The organism is Actinoplanes sp. NPDC021490 (assembly GCF_055562135.1).
Map to the genome: position 1 here is coordinate 268,236 of NZ_JBVHFW010000009.1, position 18,135 is coordinate 286,370.

General features: G+C 71.7%; 18 protein-coding genes. 2 read left to right on the top strand and 16 right to left on the bottom strand.

Going from position 1 to position 18,135, the window contains the following annotated elements:
- Positions 1–3: 3 nt before the first annotated feature.
- Genes ACZ3I4_RS24475 through ACZ3I4_RS24505 form a run of 7 tightly spaced genes read right to left on the bottom strand, consistent with a single transcriptional unit; the run spans position 4 to position 6,561 of the window.
- Positions 4–519: a 3-hydroxyanthranilate 3,4-dioxygenase gene (locus ACZ3I4_RS24475; protein ID WP_465384325.1), complete on the bottom strand. Its 516-nt coding sequence runs from the start codon at positions 517–519 to the stop codon at positions 4–6.
- Complete coding sequence (locus ACZ3I4_RS24480; protein WP_465384326.1) at positions 516–947, bottom strand: RidA family protein; 432 nt, start codon at positions 945–947, stop codon at positions 516–518. Before ACZ3I4_RS24480 ends, ACZ3I4_RS24475 begins: the two co-directional genes overlap by 4 nt.
- Positions 944–1,657 (bottom strand): 2-keto-4-pentenoate hydratase, encoded by a 714-nt coding sequence (locus ACZ3I4_RS24485; RefSeq protein ID WP_465384422.1) that lies wholly within the window; start codon positions 1,655–1,657, stop codon positions 944–946. The genes ACZ3I4_RS24480 and ACZ3I4_RS24485 overlap by 4 nt, the downstream gene beginning before the upstream one ends.
- Positions 1,639–3,123, bottom strand: a complete 1,485-nt coding sequence (locus ACZ3I4_RS24490; RefSeq protein WP_465384327.1) for a 2-hydroxymuconic semialdehyde dehydrogenase — start codon at positions 3,121–3,123, stop codon at positions 1,639–1,641. The genes ACZ3I4_RS24485 and ACZ3I4_RS24490 overlap by 19 nt, the downstream gene beginning before the upstream one ends.
- On the bottom strand, positions 3,120–4,433 hold the full coding sequence (locus ACZ3I4_RS24495; RefSeq protein ID WP_465384328.1) for an FAD-dependent oxidoreductase: 1,314 nt from the start codon (positions 4,431–4,433) through the stop codon (positions 3,120–3,122). The genes ACZ3I4_RS24490 and ACZ3I4_RS24495 overlap by 4 nt, the downstream gene beginning before the upstream one ends.
- The gene (kynU, locus tag ACZ3I4_RS24500) at positions 4,430–5,680 is read right to left on the bottom strand and encodes a kynureninase (RefSeq protein ID WP_465384329.1); all 1,251 of its coding nucleotides are present in this window, start codon (positions 5,678–5,680) and stop codon (positions 4,430–4,432) included. Before kynU ends, ACZ3I4_RS24495 begins: the two co-directional genes overlap by 4 nt.
- Positions 5,680–6,561: a tryptophan 2,3-dioxygenase gene (locus ACZ3I4_RS24505; protein ID WP_465384330.1), complete on the bottom strand. Its 882-nt coding sequence runs from the start codon at positions 6,559–6,561 to the stop codon at positions 5,680–5,682. The genes kynU and ACZ3I4_RS24505 overlap by 1 nt, the downstream gene beginning before the upstream one ends.
- A gap of 155 nt (positions 6,562–6,716) precedes the next feature.
- Between ACZ3I4_RS24505 and ACZ3I4_RS24510 the strand changes: the two genes are divergently transcribed.
- Both ACZ3I4_RS24510 and ACZ3I4_RS24515 read left to right on the top strand, forming a co-directional pair.
- On the top strand, positions 6,717–7,160 hold the full coding sequence (locus ACZ3I4_RS24510) for an Lrp/AsnC family transcriptional regulator (protein ID WP_465384331.1): 444 nt from the start codon (positions 6,717–6,719) through the stop codon (positions 7,158–7,160).
- Between the two features lie 37 nt (positions 7,161–7,197).
- Positions 7,198–7,803 carry a helix-turn-helix domain-containing protein gene (locus ACZ3I4_RS24515; protein ID WP_465384332.1) on the top strand — a complete coding sequence of 202 codons (606 nt, stop codon included), beginning with the start codon at positions 7,198–7,200 and terminating at the stop codon, positions 7,801–7,803.
- A 9-nt stretch (positions 7,804–7,812) separates the two neighbouring features.
- Here ACZ3I4_RS24515 and ACZ3I4_RS24520 read toward each other — a convergent pair whose 3' ends face one another.
- The 9 genes from ACZ3I4_RS24520 to ACZ3I4_RS24560 are packed head-to-tail and all read right to left on the bottom strand — an operon-like array spanning position 7,813 to position 18,135.
- Positions 7,813–8,877: an alpha/beta hydrolase family protein gene (locus tag ACZ3I4_RS24520; RefSeq protein WP_465384333.1), complete on the bottom strand. Its 1,065-nt coding sequence runs from the start codon at positions 8,875–8,877 to the stop codon at positions 7,813–7,815.
- 11 nt (positions 8,878–8,888) lie between these two features.
- The gene (locus tag ACZ3I4_RS24525; protein WP_465384334.1) at positions 8,889–9,887 is read right to left on the bottom strand and encodes an LLM class flavin-dependent oxidoreductase; all 999 of its coding nucleotides are present in this window, start codon (positions 9,885–9,887) and stop codon (positions 8,889–8,891) included.
- Positions 9,887–10,192: a TIGR04076 family protein gene (locus tag ACZ3I4_RS24530; protein ID WP_465384423.1), complete on the bottom strand. Its 306-nt coding sequence runs from the start codon at positions 10,190–10,192 to the stop codon at positions 9,887–9,889. The genes ACZ3I4_RS24525 and ACZ3I4_RS24530 overlap by 1 nt, the downstream gene beginning before the upstream one ends.
- A gap of 5 nt (positions 10,193–10,197) precedes the next feature.
- Positions 10,198–11,184, bottom strand: coding sequence for an NADPH:quinone oxidoreductase family protein (locus tag ACZ3I4_RS24535; RefSeq protein ID WP_465384335.1), 987 nt, complete (start codon positions 11,182–11,184; stop codon positions 10,198–10,200).
- Positions 11,181–11,579, bottom strand: a complete 399-nt coding sequence (locus tag ACZ3I4_RS24540; RefSeq protein WP_465384336.1) for a nuclear transport factor 2 family protein — start codon at positions 11,577–11,579, stop codon at positions 11,181–11,183. Before ACZ3I4_RS24540 ends, ACZ3I4_RS24535 begins: the two co-directional genes overlap by 4 nt.
- Positions 11,576–12,799: an amidohydrolase family protein gene (locus ACZ3I4_RS24545; protein WP_465384337.1), complete on the bottom strand. Its 1,224-nt coding sequence runs from the start codon at positions 12,797–12,799 to the stop codon at positions 11,576–11,578. Before ACZ3I4_RS24545 ends, ACZ3I4_RS24540 begins: the two co-directional genes overlap by 4 nt.
- The gene (locus tag ACZ3I4_RS24550) at positions 12,796–14,442 is read right to left on the bottom strand and encodes a hydantoinase B/oxoprolinase family protein (RefSeq protein ID WP_465384338.1); all 1,647 of its coding nucleotides are present in this window, start codon (positions 14,440–14,442) and stop codon (positions 12,796–12,798) included. Before ACZ3I4_RS24550 ends, ACZ3I4_RS24545 begins: the two co-directional genes overlap by 4 nt.
- Positions 14,435–16,102, bottom strand: a complete 1,668-nt coding sequence (locus ACZ3I4_RS24555; protein WP_465384339.1) for a hydantoinase B/oxoprolinase family protein — start codon at positions 16,100–16,102, stop codon at positions 14,435–14,437. Before ACZ3I4_RS24555 ends, ACZ3I4_RS24550 begins: the two co-directional genes overlap by 8 nt.
- On the bottom strand, positions 16,099–18,135 hold the full coding sequence (locus tag ACZ3I4_RS24560) for a hydantoinase/oxoprolinase family protein (protein ID WP_465384340.1): 2,037 nt from the start codon (positions 18,133–18,135) through the stop codon (positions 16,099–16,101). The genes ACZ3I4_RS24555 and ACZ3I4_RS24560 overlap by 4 nt, the downstream gene beginning before the upstream one ends.

Genomic DNA, 18,135 nt, shown 5'->3' on the forward strand with positions numbered 1-18,135 from the left:
GCGTCAGCCCTTCCCGGGGTGCAGCGCGCCGCAGTTGTCGCAGGTGCGGGCCTTCTCGTCGGAGTAGAAGGCGGTGAAGACGGGCGGCAGGTCCTCGACGATGTCGCGCACCTGCAGTTCGACCTCGTGGACCAGCGCGTTGCACTCGAAGCAGTACCACTGGAACTTCTCGAGCGTGCCCTCCTCGCGGACCCGCTCGACGACCAGGCCGATCGAGCCGGGCTCGGGACGCTGCGGCGAGTGCGGCGTGTTGCCGGGCAGCACCCACATCTCGCCCTCGCGGACGTGCACGTCCTTCGGCCCGTCCGGGGTCATGGTCTTGACGTGCATGTTGCCCTTGACCTGATAGAAGAACTCCTCGTACGGGTCGACGTGGAAGTCCGTACGCGAGTTGGGGCCGCCGACCACCATGACGATGAAGTCGTCGCCGGTCGGGAACATCTGCTTGTTGCCGACCGGCGGCTTGAGCAGGTGCTTGTTGTCCTCGATCCAGCCCGGGAAGTTGATCGGGTCGGTCATGACGTCTCCTTCGACGACGGAACGGGCAGTGCGGCGACGGCTTGGATCTCGATCAGCAGATGGGGATGCGGCAGTTGGTGCACGGCCACGGTCGTACGGCTGGGGCCGTTGAAGTCGAAGAACTCCGAGTAGACCTGGTTGTAGCCGCCGAAGTCGTTCATGTTGACCAGGTAGGTGGTGATCTGCACGACGTCGTCCAGGCCGGCCCCGACCGAGGCCAGGATGTCGGCAATGTTCTTGATCACCTCGCGCGTCTGCACGGCGATGTCGAGCGTGGCCGTGCCCATCGCGTCGACCGCGGCCCCGGCGATCGTGTTGTCCGGCCGGCGGCTGCTCGTGCCGCTCACGAAGGCGAACCCGTTGGCCACCTTGACGTGCGGGAACTTGCCGCGCGGGGTGGCCTTGCCGTCGACCAGCCGCCCGGTCACGACGAGGCCTTCAGTGAGGCGGTTCCAAGACCTTCCACTTCGGCCCGTACGGATTGACCGGGACCCACCCGCACGGCCGCGGTGGCCGCCCCGGCGAGCACGATCCAGTCGTCCTCTAGGGTGCCGGCCAGCCGCAGCGCCTCGGCGAAGGCCTCGCGCGGGTCACCCAGGATGTCCGCGGTGGAGCCGGTCTCGACCACCTGATCGTCGAGGAGCAACCGCACCTCGAGATCGTCGATCGAGGCCGGCACCGGCTGCCAGGCGCCGACCACGAACCCGGCGGCCGAGGTGTTGTCGGCGATGACCTCGTCCAGCGTGAACTTGAAGTCGAGCCACCGCGAGTCGATCACCTCGAGGGCCGGCGCGACGGCCGCGATCGCCCCGTCGCGTACGAGGAACGCGACCTCGGGCTCGACCTTGGGGTGGATGCGGGGGCCGAGGTCGAGCACCCCGCCGTCCTCGATGCGCATCGCGTCGGTCAGCCGGCCCCAGATGACCGAGTCGACCCCCATCTGCCGCATCTTGGCCTTGCTGGTCAGCCCCAGCTTGATTCCGGCGACCGTCTCGCCGCGGGCCAGCCGCAGGCCGACCAGCTCGCGCTGCACCGCGTACGGGTCGGTGATCTCGTGCTGTCCACCCGGGAGCTCGGTGGCCGTGGTCAGGGCGTTGTCGAGGGCAAGAGCGAGCGATGTCATGACATGTCCAGGCAGACGTTGGTGTATTCGGAGTAGAAGTCGAGCGAGTGCCGGCCGCCCTCGCGACCGACGCCGCTGGCCCGCATCCCGCCGAACGGGGTGCGCAGGTCGCGCAGGAACCAGGTGTTGACCCAGACCAGGCCGACGTCGAGTTGCGCGCCGGCCCGCAGCGCCCGGCCCACGTCGCGGGTCCAGACCGTGCCGGCCAGCCCGTACGCGCTGTCGTTGGCCAGCGCGAACGCCTCGTCCTCGTCGTCGAACGGCGCGAGGTGGCAGATCGGTCCGAAGATCTCTTCCCGCACCGTACGGGCGTCCTGGCCGAGCCCGGTGATCACGGTGGGCTCGATGTAGGACCCGCCGTCGCGCTCGTCGCCGAAGTGCGGCACGCCGCCGCCGGCCAGCACGGTCGCGCCCTCGGACCGGGCCAGGTCGTAGTAGCCGAGCACCTTGTCCCGGTGCGCCTTGGAGATCAGCGGCATGGTGCCGGTGGCCTCGTCGGACGGCCAGCCGAAGGTCAGCTCGCGGGCGCGGGCGGCGAGCCGCTCGGCGAACTCGTCGAAGATCGACCGGTGCACGTACAGCCGCTCGGTGCACAGGCAGACCTGGCCGCCGTTGGTGAAGCTGGACCGGACGCTGCCGGCCACCGCGGCGTCGAGGTCGGCGTCGGCGAAGACCAGCCCGGCGTTTTTGCCGCCGAGCTCGAACGACACCGGCTTCACTCCCGGGGCGGCGGCGCGCATGATGGCCGCGCCGGTGGCCGACTCGCCGGTGAAGGTGATCGCGTCGACGCCGGGGTGGGTGGTGAGCCACTCCCCCGCCGCGTCCGGGCCGTGCCCGTGCACCAGGTTGAAGACGCCCTCGGGCACTCCGGCCGCGGCCATCACCTCGGCCAGCACGGTGGCCGAGGCCGGGGTCTCCTCGCTGGGCTTGACGATGACGGCGTTGCCGCAGGCCAGCGCGGGCGCGACCTTCCAGGTGAGCAGCAGCAGCGGCAGGTTCCAGGGCACGATGATCGCGACGACGCCCATCGGCTTGCGGACCGCGTAGTTGAGCGCGCGCCCGCCGCCGGCGGTGGCCGTGGTGAACGATTCGGTGCCGGTCGCGGCCACGACGTCGGCGAAGGCCCGGAAGTTGGCCGCGCCGCGCGGAATGTCGAGCGTACGGGCCTGGGTCAGGGTCTTGCCGGTGTCGGTGACCTCGGCCGTGACCAGGTCTTCGAAGCGGCGCTCGAACTCGTCGGCGATGCGCCGCAGCACGGTGGCCCGTTCCTGCTCGGTGGTGCGGCCCCAGGGTCCGCGCACGGCGGCGCGGGCGGCGGCCACGGCGTCGTCCACGTCGGACCGTTGCGACTCGGTGACCGTGAAGACCGTCTCGCCGCTGACCGGGGAGGCCTTGGCGAACGTGGAGACGGGGGAACGGAACTCGCCGGCCACGAAATTGCGCAGCACCGGGGGGTCGCCGGTCGGGCGCCAGAGGCTCATCGGGTCACCGCCCAGCGGATCAGCGCGGCCACCCCGAGGGCGCCGAGCACGCCGGCCACCGCGCCGACGACCTGGTGCTGCTGCCGGACCCGGCGGCGGACCTCGGCGTACGGGGTGGTGGAGAAGGACACCAGCTCGTAGCGCGACACGTATCGGCCGGGCAGCAGCCGTTCCAGGGTGTGCTCGACGCTCCGGCCCATCTTGAACAGCGGGTCGGCCACCTTGTCGCGCATCTCGACGAAGTTGGCCAGGGCCATCTCGGCGATCGCCTCGGAGTTCTGCCGGCGGCCCCGCTCGTACAGCGGCAGCGCCTCGGCCCAGTTGCCGCCGGTGGCGTCGAGGCAGCGGTCCAGCTCGACGACGTCCTCGAACGCGGCGTTGGCGCCCTGGCCGTAGAACGGGACGATGGCGTGCGCGGCGTCGCCGATCAGCGCCACCCGGCCCAGCATCTGCCAGGGCGCGCACTTCACGGTGCCGAGCAGGCCGACCGGGTTGTGCCGGTAGTCGTCGGCCAGGTTGGGGATCAGCTCCAGCAGGTCCGGATATTGCTCGCGGAAGTGGCGTTCGACCGCGGCCGGGCTGCCCAGCGAGGCGAAGCTGCCGGCGCCCGCGTTGGGCCAGAACAGCGTGCCGGTGAACGAGCGGTCCGGGTTGGGCAGCGCGATCATCATCGAGGTGCCGCGCGGCCAGATGTGCAGCGCGCCCGGGTCGAGCGCGAACTCGCCGTCGCGGGCCGGGATGGTCAGCTCCTTGTAGCCGTAGTCGAGGAAGCTGACCGTCTCGGTGAAGCTTTCCCCGGCGTACGCCATCAGCAGCCCCCGGGTCGCCGAGCCGGCCCCGTCGGCGCCGAGCACGATGTCGGCCTTGGCCTGGCTGCCGTCGGCGAACCCGAGCGTGCCCACCGCGGGGTCGAGCGAGGTCAGCGCGCGGTCGAAGTGGAGGGTCACGCCCGGGGTGGCGCCGGCCGCGTCGAGCAGCGCGTCGTTGAGCGTGCCGCGGCCGATCGAGTTGATCGCCCGGTCGCCCGAGAGGCTGTACGGCTGGAAGTTCGTCTCGCCGGCGAGCGGGTGCACCATGCGGCCGTGCATCGGCAGCGCGTCCGCGAGCACCTGCTCGTCGAGGCCGATCCGGCGCAGCGCGTCGAGGCCGCGCTCGGACAGGGCCAGGTTGATCGAGCGGCCGCGTTCGGCCCCGGTGACGCGCGGGTCGGGGCGGCGCTCGTAGAGGTCGACCGTGTAGCCCCGGCGGCCCAGGTAGCAGGCGAGCAGGCTGCCGCAGAGCCCGGCGCCGACGACGGCGATGTGTGTCACTTGGTCTCCTCTACACAGGCGGCGAGAGCCTCGGCCGCCCGTCGGCAGTCCTCATAGGAGGAGTACAGCGGGACGGGCGCGAACCGCACGATATCGGGCTGGCGCGCGTCGGCGATCACCCCGTGCTCGAAGCGCAGCCGCTTGGTCAGCGCGCCCGCGTTGCCCCCGTGCAGCCGTACGGAGAGCTGGCAGCCGTGCCGTTCGGGCTCGAGCGGCGTGATCACCGACAGCGGGCGGGTGGCCACCACCTCGTCCAGCAGCTCGCGCAGATAGCCGGTCAGGCGCAGGCTGCGCTCGCGCAGGGCGGGCATGCCGACCTCGTCGAAGATGCGCAGCGACGTGCGTACCGGACCCATCGCGAAGATCGGCGGGTTGGAGACCTGCCAGGCGTCGGCGCTGCGCGGCGGCCGCGACTCGGGGGTCATCTCGAACCGGGTGGCGGACTCGGTGCTCCACCAGCCCTCGAACCGGGGCAGGCCGGCGCCGTGGTGGCGCTCGTGCACGAACACGCCGGCCAGCGCGCCCGGCCCCGAGTTCAGGTATTTGTACGAGCACCAGGCGGCGAAGTCGGCGCCCCACTCGTGCAGGGCCAGCGGCACGTTGCCCGCGGCGTGCGCGAGATCCCAGCCGACGACCGCCCCGGCCCGCTTTCCCGCTGCCGTGATCGCCGGCATGTCCAGGAGCTCGCCGGTCAGGTAGTTCACGCCGCCCAGCATCAGCAGCGCCACCGTGTCGCCCTCCTTCTCCAGGTAGGCGATCACATCCTCGGTGCGCAGCGTGTCCTCGCCGTCGCGCGGCCGCAGGCGGACGACCGCGGTGTCGGGGTCGAGGCCGTGGAACCGGGCCTGGCTGCGTACGGCGTAGCTGTCCGACGGGAAGGCCGCGTCCTCGATGACGATGCGGGTGCGGGCGCCGGCCGGGCGATAGAACGACACCATCAGCAGGTGCAGGTCGACGGTGAGCGAGTTCATCACCACGACCTCGGACGGCAGCGCGCCGACCAGCCGGGCCGCGGGCTGGGTGAGCAGCTCGTGGTAGGGCAGCCAGGGCCGGGCCGCGTCCAGGTGGCCCTCGACGCCGAGCCGGGCCCACTCGTCGAGGTCCTCGTTCAGCTCGACCCGGGTGGCTTTAGGCTGGAGCCCGAGCGAGTTGCCGGCGAAATACGCCACCTCGGGATGGTCACCGCCCTCGGCCGGGGGGATATGGAACAGGTGCCGGTGCCCCGGGTCCTGCCGATCGAGCTCCATCACATCTCCGTCCGCGAGGTCCACAGCTCCGGGAACACCGGCCGGCTCATGCTGCGCTGCAGGAAGGCCAGGCCGTTCGAGCCACCGGTGCCACTCTTGGCCCCCATTGTTCTTTGCACCGCCTTGAGATGCAGATAACGCCAGTCGCCGAAGCGGTCGGCCACCTCGGTCAGCGCCTCGCCCAGCAGCCTAAGGTGGTTCTCCGGGCTCGTATCGCGATAGACGCGCACGAGAGCGGCCGAGACCGTCGCATCGGCCTCGTGCTCGTCGGCGACGTCCCGTTCCAGCAGGTGCGGCGCGATGTCGTGGCCCTGACGGGCGAGCAGCGCGATCACCTCGTCCCACAGGCTCGGCCGGTGCAGCGCGGCCTCCAGTTCCTCGTACGCGGCGGTGCCCTTGAACGGGCGCATCAGCGACTTGGTGCGGAGCCCGAGCAGGAACTCGACCTGGCGGTACATGGCCGACTGGAAGCCGGAGCCCTCGCCGAGCAGGTCCCGGAACTTGTTGAAGTCGGCCGGGGTCATCCAGCGCAGCGTCTGCCAGGCCGCGTTGAGACCCTCCAGGTGCAGCGCGGCCCGTCGTAACGGAGCCAGCGCGGGCCAGATCCGATCGGACCCCACGTGCTCGCGGGCCAGCTCCAGCTCGTGCCGGATCAGGTTGAAGTACAGCTCCATGATCTGGCTGACGACCAGGAACGACATCTCGCCGGGGTCGCCGCTCAGCGTGCGCTGCAGGGTGTGCAGGGTGCTGGCGTGCACGTACGAGTCGTACGGCACGCGCCGCCCGAACTCCAGCGTGGGCGCCCCGCCGTTGCGCGCCGTACGGGCGTCGCGCTCCTCGGCGGTGGTCGGCCGCACGACGGCGGTATCCACGGAATCCACGAGTTCTCCTCGCCTGCGGTTCTCGGCTGGGGACCGGTACATGATTTCGCTGCCGGGGGCCCGGCCGGAATGCCCAATCAACGGCCCTGACCTCAGGAAACAAGTGATCGGTGGCTAGATTTGCGGAATCGGTTTGCGATCGGAAGGTGACGGGGATGGACGCGATGGACTGGGCGCTGCTGCGCGAGCTGCAGGGCGACGCGCGGCTGTCCTACAGCGAGCTGTCCCGGCGGGTGCACCTGTCCCCGCCCGCGGTGGCCGAGCGGGTGCGCCGCCTGGAGGAGACCGGGGTGATCACCGGCTATCACGCCCACGTCGACCTGGCCAAGGCCGGGCGCACCGTGCTCGGCCTGATCCGGATGTCCTGCTACGGGCCGACGTGCGTGCTGCGCGACGACAAGGTGGCCACCTGGCCCGAGGTGCTGGAGATCAACCGGGTCACCGGCGACACCTGCTGCGTGCTCAAGGTGGCGGCGGTCTCGATGGAGGCGTTCGCGGAGGTCACCGACCGGCTCGGCAACTACGGCACCCCGTCCAGCACGATGATCCTGGCCACCCCGCTGGACTGGCAGCCCATCGCGCCGCCGCCCCGCGTTTAGTACGATCGAACAAGAAGGTTGTCCACGGGGAGGGCACGTGACGGAGCCGATCGAAGACTCCACGTCCGCGCAGGTCGGTCCGCGCATTCGCGAGTTCCGCAAGCAGCGCGGGCTGACGCTGCGCAGCCTGGCCGCCCGCTCGGGCCTGTCGATCGGGTTCCTGTCGCAGGTCGAGCGGGGCATCTCGTCGATCGGGCTGACCGCGCTGGGCAGCGTGGCGAGCGCGCTCGGGCACTCGGTGGCCGACTTCTTCGACACCCCGCCCGCCCCCGGCGCCGGCGACCCGGTCGTGGTGCCGATGCCCCGGCACTTCACGCTGACCCGGGGCGAGAACGCGGCCGTGCAATACGTGTCGGGCCAGCAGACCTACCGCATGCTCTCGGATCGCGGGGCGGGCCTGGTGCTCGAGCCCATGGTCGTGCACATCGCGCCGGGCGGGCGGCGGGAGAACGCGTACGGGCACGCCGGTGAGGAGTTCGCGTACGTCATCTCGGGCGAACTGCTCTACGAGGTCGACGGCGTCGAGCACCGGCTGCACCCGGGCGACAGCGTGCACCTGCGCTCGTCGGTGCCGCACAGCATGTACAACGACACCGGCGACGTGACCACGGTGGTCTCGGTGGTCACCCCGCGCCTGTTCTGAACACTCTGTTCACGTACGTGAAATAATCCGCTCGACCTCGGCCATGGTCGCGGCCCAGATCGGCGAGGCCGGCGCGATCACGTCGAAGTGGTCGCCCGGTTGCTCCAGCAGCGTGACGCCGGACGCCGCGGCGAACCGCCGGTTGATGTCGACCAGGTCGAGGCCGTCGCCGCTGCCCTGCACCAGCAGCGCGGGCGAGGCCAGCGGCAGCCGGGTCATCGGGTCGCTCGCCGCGTAGACCTCCGGATGCTCGGCCGGGGTGCCACCGAGCGCGGTGGTGATCGCCCCCTCGCCCATGAACCGCCGCTGGCCCTCGTGCAGGTCGAGCACGCCGGCCAGCGACACGGCCAGCGTCAGACCCGGGTCGTCGGCGGCCAGGCGCAGCGCGAGCTGACCACCGGCGGAGTGGCCGAACAGCACGATCGGGGCGCCCGGGTGGCGTTCGCGGGCCTGGGCCACGCCCGCGGCCAGGTCGGCCGTGGTGGCCGCCCAGCCGTGGCGGTCGGGGCGGCGGTATTCGAGATTCCAGCTGGTCCAGCCGCGGGTGGCCAGGTCGATGGCGAGCGCGTCCATCAGGTCGGCGGCCCAGATCGACCGCCAGAACCCGCCGTGGACGAGGATCCCGACCGGCGCCTGGGAGGGGGCGTCCGAGGCGCCGGTCGGGACGTCTTGGCCGGCCACAGCGTCGGCCCGGATCGGAAGTCGTTCGTCGGCCCACTGCTCCGGGTGCGCGCCGTAGGCGACCCGCTCGGCCGGGTGCCGGAGCCGGTGCACGGCATGCTTGATCGCCCAGGCCAGGCCCCACACGCCCCGGCCGTGCAGATGCTGCGGCGAGGCGGGCTCGGCCGCGACGGTCAGGTCGTAGAAAACCGTGTTGGCCGGGGCCGCCGCCATCAGCGCCGGGTCGGCCGGCACGACGACGACCGGCCCGTCGTGGGCGGCCAGGTCGGCGGCGGTCGCGGACGGCACCACCTGCAGACCCGCGTCCAGGTCCCAGGCCGTGGTGCCGGCCAGGGAGGTGAGCAGGCCGCGGTCGGCCACCAGATCGGGGCCGAGAACCAGCAGGACGTCCATCGGACACGCTCCTAACGGGACAAGCGGGGCAGAACTTCGCTGCCGAGCAGCGTGACACCGCGGTCATCGGTGAGGCCGTGCGGGGTGCCGAACTCGACCCGCCGCACGCCGGCGTCGATCAGTTTCTGGGCCTGGGCCGCGACCTGTTCCGGGGAGCCGGAGAACGCGAACCGGTCCAGCACGTCGTCCGGGACGAGCTTGCCCGCGTCGGCGTCCCGCCCGTCGGCGACCAGGGCGCCGACCTCGGCCACCAGGCCGTCGGGCAGGCTCACGGTCGGGTCGAGATCGGCCACCACGGCCAGATACATGGCCACCTCGGTGCGGGCCTTGGCCCGGGCGGCCTCGCCGTCGGTGTCGACCACGGTGACCGCGCCCAGCACGATGCCGACCTCGTCCGCGTCGCGCCCGGCCTTGTCGGCGCCCGGCCGCAGCCGCTCGCGGATCACCGGGACCATGTCGGGGTTCGCGCTGCCACCGACCTTGATCTCGTCGGCGATCCGCCCGGCCAGCGCCGCGCCCTGCTCGCCCCACGCGCCGATCAGCAGCGGAACCGACGGGCGCCGGCGCTCGTACCGCAGGGTGGTGTCCGGTTCGAGGGTGAACATGCGGCCGCGGAAGCCCTCGCGGTCGCCCCGGAGCAGACGGGCCACGACCTCGGCCGACTCGGCCAGCGCGGTCAGCGGGCGCGGCTGGGGCAGGCCGACCGCGCCGAGCCAGGTGCCCCGGGCCAGCCCGAGATAGGCGCGGCCGTGCGAGGCCAGGTCGAGGGCGGCGATCTGCCCGGCGATCTCGTACGGCGCCATCGAATAGGGGTTGAGACAGGCCGGGCCCAGCCGTACGCGGGTGGTCGCGCCGGCCATCTCCAGCAGCGGGAAGATCGGCGGCTGGTACATCAGGTCGCCGAACACCGTCAGCACGTCGAAGCCCGCCGCCTCGGCCGAGCGGGCCAGCCGGGCGTACGTGCCGGCCGGTTTGTCGCTCTGCAGGCCCAGCCCGATCTCCGTACGCATCAGGTCAGGTCCTCCGAGTTCATCGTGCGGCGGCAGGTGCGCTCGACCTTCATGACCAGCCGTTCCTCCGGGTCGGGGCAGATGAAGTGCGAGTCCTGGGCCAGCCAGTCGCCGGACGGCAGGTCACGCTGCTTGGCCGCGAGGAACGGCAGCACCGAGGCCAGGGCGTACACGCAGAAGTGCTTGCCCTCGGGGATCTTCAGGTGCGCGCTGTCGGTCAGCTCGAAGTGGTCGCCCACGTTCATGCCGCACACCGACCGGCCCTCGATCCGGTCGACGCTGACCCGCAGGTCGTAGATGTCCATCTCGCTCACGATGCCTCCTCGGTGAAGCCGTTGACCTGCACGATGACCTTGCCGGTGGTGCGCCGGGCGGCCAGGTCGGCCAGCGCGGCGGGCGCCTCGGCCAGCGGCACGACCCGGGTGACCGGCGGCCGCAGCTCGCCCGCGGCGCACCGGCGGAACAACTCGTCGTAGGCGGCCCGCACCTCGGCCGGGCGGGCCCACGGGTACCGCGATCCCCACGAGACACCGATCAGGTCGGCGTTGCGGGCGATCAGCCGGGCCGGGTCGACCGGCGGGGGCGGCCCGGCCGCCATGCCCACGCTGACCAGCCGCCCCTCGAAGGCCAGGCAGTCGATCGAGCGACCGAGCAGGTCGCCGCCGACCGGGTCGATGACCACGTCGACGTCCGCGGCCACCGACTCGAAGTCGTCGTAGCCGACCGCCACCGAAGCTCCCTCGGCCCGGCACCGGTCGAGTTTGGCGGCGGAGCCCGCGGTGGCGATGACGCGGGCGCCCCGGGCCACCGCCAGCTGGATGGTGGCGATGCCGACCCCGCCCGCCCCGGCGTGCACCAGCACGGTCTCGCCCTTGGCGAGGCGCGCCCGCTCCAGGGCGAACCACGAGGTCTGGTACGTCACCGGCAGCGCCGCCGCCGTGATCGGATCCACCGTCGCCGGCCGCTCGACGACCAGGCCGGCGTCGATGGTGACGGTGTCGCCGAGCGCGCCGTGCGGCAGAGCCGGGCAGGCCACGACCTCCCGGCCCAGCCATTCCGAGGCGCCCGGCCCGGCCTCCACCACCCGGCCGGTCGCTTCGACGCCCGGGGTCATCGGCGGGTCGGGCCGCACCGGATAGTCGCCCCGGCACAGCGACACGTCGAGGAAGTTGAGGCCGACCGCGTGCACCGCCAGCCGCACCTGCCCGGGCCCGGGCGGCGGGTCGTCGGCGACCGGGGCGAGCCGGAGCACGTCCCGCGGCTCGCCGGTCGATGTCGCGATCAGCCGCCGGATCACGGGCGGACCAGCTCCGCGTGGTGGTGCACGATGCGCCAGCGGCCGTCCAGGCAGCGGAGCACGTCGGTGACCCGTGTGTGCTGTTCCTCGCTGTCGTTCGCGACCCGCGTCACCAGCACGTAGCGGGCCACGCCGGTGTCGCCCCAGACGTCGATCCGCTTGTCGGTCGCCATCATCACGTCGAGCACCGGCCGCTCCCCCGCCGCGTCCCGGGTGTCCCGGTAGGAGTCCAGTTCGCGCCGCGTGCGCAGCGGGCCCGGCAGGTGCGTCTCCCAGGTGGTGACGTCCTCGTGCAGGTGGGCGTCGAAGCCCGTGCGGTCGCCCGCCAGGAACGACGCGTACATGTCGTCGATGCCGGCCGCGATGGCCGCGGCCCCGATCTCGGCGAAACTCATCGCTGCTCCTCCCGGCGGACGACGCCGCCCTTCATCACGAACCGCACGTCCCGGAAGGCCGAGGTGTCGTCGAGCGGGTCGGCGTCCATGGCGATCAGATCCGCGTACTTGCCCTCCTCGACCGTGCCCAGGTCGTCCTGGAGGCCGAGCCAGCGGATCGGGCCGCGGGTGCCCGCGTGCAGCGCCCGCTGCGGCCCCAGCTGGTCGGCCAGATTTTCCAGCTCCCGTACGGTGGCGTTGGTGCCCTCGAACGACCAGAACGGGGGCATGTCGCTGCCGAGCAGGATCTCCACGCCGGCCTCCAGGGCCATCGCGAAGCTCTCCAGATGCCGCGGGCCCGCGCCCAGCGACCGGCACTGCATCCATTCCGGGACGCCGAGCTCGTCGAAGAACTCCTTGCACCGGGTGACGAGCAGGGTCGGCACCAGCGCGGTGCCCTTCTCGGCCATCCGCGCCGCGACCTGCGGGGTCAGCTGGTAGCCGTGCTCGACGCAGTCCAGGCCCAGCTCGACCGCCGCGCCGATCACCTCGGCCGGGCCGGCGTGCGCGGTCACCTTGCGGCCCCAGGCGTGCGCGGTCTCGATCACCGCGGCCATCTCGTCGGCGAACAGCTGCGGCGTGGCGATGCCCTCGTGCTCGCCGGCGATCCCGCCCGAGATCATCACCTTGATCAGGTCGGCGCCGGCCTTGATCTGGCTGCGGACGCCGTGCCGGAACCCGACCGGGCCGTCGCACTCCATCGTGTCGCCGCTCTCGTGCCCGTGCCCGCCGGTGCAGACCAGCGCCCGCCCGGCCGTGAACATGCGCGGCCCCGGGACGCGCCCGGCCTGGATGGCCCGGCGCAGCGCGAAGTCGGCGTGGTCCTTCTCGGCCACGTTGCGCACGGTGGTGACGCCGCAGTCCAGGGTGCGCCGGGCCCCGTCGGCCATGTAGAGGGCCAGGTCGTGCGGGCCCATGTCCTTGACCGCGTTGCCGCCCGGGCCGGGCAGGGACAGCGAGAAGTGGGTGTGCATGTTGACCAGGCCGGGCGTCACGAACGCGCCGTTGAGGTCGCGCTCGACGACCGGTCCGGCCGTCCGGGCCCGCGCGGCGATCTCCCCGTACGGGCCGACCGCGGCGATCCGGTCGCCGGTGATCCAGACGCCGGCGTCCTTGGTCGGGAGCACGCCCTCGTTGACCCGGGCGTCCACCACGGTGCAGTTGCCGAGAAGCTGGTTCACACGATCACCCCGTACACCTTGCGGGCCGCCTCCGGCGAGACGTAGCCCTCCTGAACGTCGTGGCGCACCGCGTCCGGGTCCCGCAGGCCCGGGTCGCCGTGCCCGCCGCCACCGGCGGTCAGCAGCGTGACCCGGTCACCGGCGCGCACGGGGGTGCGTTTGGTGCTGACCCGCTTCTCGCGGCCGGTGCCGGGAAAGACGACGACCTGGTTCGGCTCGGGCCGCCGGCCGCCGTCGAGCGCCCACGGCGCGCTCTTCGTCTTCTTGATGACCGACAGGAACTCGCCGTCGGTCACGAACCGGATGTCGCGGCGCAGCCCGCAGCCGCCCCGGAACTTCCCGGCGCCGCCCGAGTCCGTACGCACCTCGACGCGTTCGAAGAACATGCCGGTCCGGGCCTCGAGCACCTCGACCGGGGTGTTGCGGGCCTGGGTCTGGCACAGGTGGTTGGCCGGGCCGATGCCGTCGTGGTCGGGTGCGCCGCCCCAGCCGACCGGGTCGTTGTTGCTGACCGCGAACATCGCACCGGTGTCGGGGTGCAGTCCGACCATCATGAAGCCGGGCACGTCGCCTCCGCTGCTGGCCGGCAGGCGCGAAGGCATCCCCTGAGCCAGGGCCTTGTAGATCAGTTCGAGCGCGACCGTGCCGGTCCACTGGGTGAACGTCGCCGACGGATACACCGCATGAAAGAGCGTGCCCGGCTGAGCTTCCACCCGCAGAGGAGCGAAGTGGCCGGCGTTGGTCTGCTCGTCCGGAGTGGTGATCGCCTTGAACGCGACCCGGCAGGTGGCGATGGTCGAGCCGATCGGCAGGTTGACCGGGCCGGGCACGGCCGGCGAGGAACCGGCGAAGTCGACCGTGAAGGTGCCGTCCTGGATGGTCACCGTGGCCCGCATGAGGATGGGGTCCTCGGTGACGCCGTCGTCGTCCAGCCAGTCCTCGGCCGTCCAGCTGCCCTGGGGCAGCCGGGCCACCGCCTCCGCGGCGGAGTCGGCCGCGGCCTGGACGAACCGGTCGACGACCTCGTCCACCACCGGCGCGGTGTAGCGGACGAACAGCTCGGCCACCCGCCGCTCGCCGGTGCGCAGGGCCGCGATCTGGGCGTTGAGGTCGCCCAGCACCAGGTCGGGCATCCGCGAGTTGAAACGGATCAGCTCGAGGATGTCGTTCACCGGCTCGCCGCGCGAGTACACCTTGGTGCCCGGGAAGATCAGGCCTTCCTGGTGCATGTCGGTGGAGTCGAGCACGTAGCCGGGATCCTTGGCGCCCAGGTCCATCCAGTGCGCGCGGATGCAGAGGTACGCCACCAGTTCGTCCCCGGCGTACACGGGCGCGAACATCGTCGCGTCGTACGAGTGGGCCGCGTTCCAGTACGGGTAGTTGAGGAGGACGATGTCGCCCTTCTCCAGCGTCTCGACGTAGTCGACGCCCTTGCGGATCGAGTAGTCGTTGGCCCCCAGGAACCGGGACAGGCCGGTGGACTCGGCGATCAGCCGCAACGACCGGTCGTAGATCGAGATGCCGAAGTCGTGCACCTCGTAGATGACCGGGTTGAACGCCGTGCGGACCAGCGCCGCCCGCATCTCCTCGGCCGCCGACACGAGGTGGTTGCGGATGACCTCGACGGTGGCCCCGTCAGTCATCGCGCCCGGCCCGGTAGATCTCCCGCGCGGCCGACGCCGAGACGTATCCCTCGGCGACATCCCGCTCCACCAGGGCCGGGTCCCGATCGGCGGGATCGCCGTGACCGCCGCCGCCCGCGGTGAGCAGCGTGACCCGGTCGCCCGGCTCGACGGTCAGTCGCTTGGTGCTGATCCGCTCCTCGCGGTCGGTGCCGGGGAACGCGATGATCTGGTTGGGGTCGGGCCGCAGCCCGCCGGCCAGCGCCCACGGCTGGGTCTTGGTCTTCTTGATGACCATGAGGAACTCGCCCGGGGTGACGAACCGGATGTCCCGCCGGAGGCCGCTGCCGCCGCGGAACTTGCCGGCGCCGCCCGAGTCGGTGCGGATCTCGACCCGCTCCATGAACATCCCGGTGCGGGCCTCCAGCACCTCGATCGGGGTGCCGCGCCCGGTGCTGCCGGACACGTGGGTGGCCGCGTCCATGCCGTCGTGATCGGCCGTGCCACCCCAGCCGACCAGCTCGTTGTTGCTGACCGCGAACATGGCCCCGGTGTCGGGGTGCACGCCGACCATCATGAAACCGGGCACGTCGCCGCCGCTGGAGGCGGGCAGCCGCTCGGGCATGCCCTGGGCCAGGGCCTTGAGGATCAGCTCGAACGCGACGATGCCGGTCCACAACGTGAACGTGGGCTGCGGGTAGACCGCGTGGAAGAGCGTGCCCGGTTCGGCCCGCACCTCCAGCGGGGCCACCGTGCCGGCGTTGGACGGCTCGTCGGGTGAGGTCAGCGACTTGAGGATGACCTTGCAGATGGCCTCGGTGGCCCCGAACGGCATGTTGATCGGGCCGCGGACGGCCGGCGACGAACCCGCGAAGTCGACCAGGAACTTGCCGTCGGCGATGGTGACGGTGACCCGCATCTTGACCGGATCGTCGGTGATGCCGTCGTCGTCCAGGTAGTCCTCGGCGGTCCAGCTGCCCTGCGGCAGCTCGGCCAGGGCGGCCCGGGTGCGGGCCTCGCCGTCGGCGATGATCTGGTCGATCGCGGCCAGCACGGTCGGGCGGCCGAACTTGGCGTAGATCTCCAGCAGCCGGCGTTCGCCCGTACGGATGGCGGCGATCTGGGCGTGCAGGTCGCCGAGGATCGCGTCGGGCATGCGCGAGTTGAACCGCAGCAACTCGTGGATGTCGCGCACCGGCTCGCCGCGGGAGACCACCTTGGTGCCCGGGAAGATCAGGCCCTCCTGGTGCATGTCGGTGGAGTCGAGCACGTAGCCCGGGTCCTTGGCGCCCAGATCCATCCAGTGGGCGCGGATGCAGAGGAAGCCGATCAGCGTCCCGCCGTCGTCGAACACCGGCGCGAACAGCGTGGCGTCGGAGGCGTGGGCGGCGTTCCAGTACGGGTAGTTGAGCAGCACCACGTCGCCCGGGTGCAGGTTCTCGACGCCCACGTATTCGACGCCCTTGCGCAGCGAATAGTCGTTGGCGCCGAGGAACGAGGTGAGCCCGGTGGCCTCGGCGACCGGCCGCATCCGCGCGTCGTACAGGGACAGGCCGAAGTCGTGCACCTCGTAGATGACCGGGTTGAACGACGTACGGATGAGGGTGGCCCGCATCTCCTCGGCCGCGGACAGCAGATAGCTGCGCACGACCTCGACGCGAGCGCCGTCCAGGGCGGTCACGCGGCGGCCTCCGTAAGGGTGACGTGCAAGTAACCGTGCTCATCGACGGTCACGTTCTGGCCGCTGGGCACCACGGTGGTCGAGGTGCCTTCGTCCACCAGCGCCGGGCCGGGGAACGTGTTTCCGGCCTTGAGGTCGGCGCGGTCGTAGACGGCGAACGGCACGATTCCGCGGGTGCCGAAATCAAAGGCTTCCCGGTGCGTACGGGGCGTGGCCTCGCCGCCGGCCTCGAGCAGCGGGAGCTCCGGGCGCGAGGTGCGGCCGATCCCCCGTACGCGCAAATTGAGGATCTGCAAGGGGTTGCTCATCGTGTGGCCGTAACGCGCGTGGTGCACCTCGTCGAAGGCCGCCCGCACCGCATCGGCGTCCAGAGTGGAGCCGACCGTGACCATTAGGCTGTGTTCCTGACCCAGATAGCGCAGCTCGAACTGGCGCTCGAGCACCCCCTCGCCGGCCGGCACGCCCTGCGCGGTCAGCGACGCGATCGCCTCGGCCTCGGTCTCGGAGAACAGCGGTTCGAGCAGAGCCAGATCGGCGCCGTCGAGCGTGGTCATCACCGTACGGCTGAAGTCGTTGACGATGTCGGCGCTGAGCATGCCCCAGGCCGAGAAGCCGGACGGCGCGAAGGGCACGAGCACCTCGCCGATGCCCATCTCGCGGGCCAGCAGCGGGGCCAGCAACGGACCGGCGCCGCCAAAGGCCAGCAGCGAGAACACCCGCGGGTCGTGGCCCCGCTCGACGGTGATCTGCCGGACTGCGCCGACCGTCTTGGCCAGCAGCACGTCGAAGATGCCGGCGGCGGCATCGGCCACGGACAGCCCGAGCGGCTCGGCCAGCTGCTCGCGGATCGCGTCGCGGGCGGCCTCGTCGGCCAGGCCCATGGTGCCGGCCAGGAACCGTTCCGGGTCGACGAAACCGAGCACCACGGCGGCGTCGGTCACCGTCGGCTGCGTGCCGCCGCGGCCGTAGCAGACCGGACCGGGCGCGGCGCCGGCGCTCTGCGGGCCCACCTTGAGCAGACCGCGGTCGAGCCAGGCGATCGAACCGCCGCCGGCCCCGATCGTGCGGATGTCGTACGTGGGAATTAGCAGCGGGAAATGCTCGAGCTGGGCCTCGTACGCGGCGACCGGGCTGCCCTTCTCGATCACGCAGGCGTCGAGCGAGGTGCCGCCGATGTCGAACGTGAGCATGTTGTCGCGGCCCAGTTCGCGGGCGAGATAGGCGGCGCCCACGATGCCGCCGGCCGGGCCGGAGAGCACGGTGTGGGTGGGCGACGTCTTGGCCACCGCGCCGGTCATCGAGCCGCCACCCGATCGCATGATCAGGAACCGGCCGGCGAAGCCCCCGTCGGCCAGGCCCTTCTCGAGCTCGTCGACGTAGCGCTCGAAGATCGGCCGGATGTAGGCCTCGAGCACGGTGGTGCTGGTCCGCTCGTACTCCCGGTATTCGCGCACGATGTCGGTCGACAGCGACAGGCTCACGCCCGGGTAGGCCTCGCGGATGATCCGGGCCGCCTCGCGCTCGTGCGCCGGGTCGAGGAACGAGTGCAGAAAGGTGATCGCGATCGACGTGACGCCCTGGTTCTCGATCAGCTCCCGCGCCGCCGCCCGGACGCTCTCGGGGTCGAGCTCGTCGACGACGTTGCCCTTGTAGTCGAGCCGGCCCTTGACGCCCGCGGTGAACCGGCGCTGCACCAGGCTTTCCGGGCGCTGGTAGCGGAAGTCGTACATGTGGGCGGCGGGCACGTTGCCCCGGCCGATCAGGAAGATGTCGCGGAAGCCCTCGTTGGTGATGATGCCGGTGTTGCCGCCGCGCCGCTCCAGCACCGCGTTCAGGCCCAGCGTGGTGCCGTGGATGAACAGCTCGACCTGGCTCAGGTCGGTGCCCAGCGCGGCGATCGCGTTGAGCACGCCCTCGGCCGGGTTGGCCGGGGTGGTCGAGGCCTTGCGGAAGCGGACCTTGCCGGTGCGGGTGTCCAGTTCCATCGCGTCGACGAAGGTGCCGCCGATGTCCACGGCCAGCCGGATGGTCAT

Bases quoted from the DNA above. Each gene is read 5' to 3' on its own strand.
- ACZ3I4_RS24475 (WP_465384325.1), bottom strand. From the start codon at position 519: ATGACCGACCCGATCAACTTCCCGGGCTGGATCGAGGACAACAAGCAC.
- ACZ3I4_RS24490 (WP_465384327.1), bottom strand. From the start codon at position 3,123: ATGAGCCTCTGGCGCCCGACCGGCGACCCCCCGGTGCTGCGCAATTTC.
- kynU (WP_465384329.1), bottom strand. From the start codon at position 5,680: ATGGAGCTCGATCGGCAGGACCCGGGGCACCGGCACCTGTTCCATATC.
- ACZ3I4_RS24510 (WP_465384331.1), top strand. From the start codon at position 6,717: ATGGACGCGATGGACTGGGCGCTGCTGCGCGAGCTGCAGGGCGACGCG.
- ACZ3I4_RS24520 (WP_465384333.1), bottom strand. From the start codon at position 8,877: ATGGACGTCCTGCTGGTTCTCGGCCCCGATCTGGTGGCCGACCGCGGC.
- ACZ3I4_RS24525 (WP_465384334.1), bottom strand. From the start codon at position 9,887: ATGCGTACGGAGATCGGGCTGGGCCTGCAGAGCGACAAACCGGCCGGC.
- ACZ3I4_RS24530 (WP_465384423.1), bottom strand. From the start codon at position 10,192: ATGGACATCTACGACCTGCGGGTCAGCGTCGACCGGATCGAGGGCCGG.
- ACZ3I4_RS24540 (WP_465384336.1), bottom strand. From the start codon at position 11,579: ATGAGTTTCGCCGAGATCGGGGCCGCGGCCATCGCGGCCGGCATCGAC.
- ACZ3I4_RS24550 (WP_465384338.1), bottom strand. From the start codon at position 14,442: ATGACTGACGGGGCCACCGTCGAGGTCATCCGCAACCACCTCGTGTCG.
- ACZ3I4_RS24560 (WP_465384340.1), bottom strand. From the start codon at position 18,135: ATGACCATCCGGCTGGCCGTGGACATCGGCGGCACCTTCGTCGACGCG.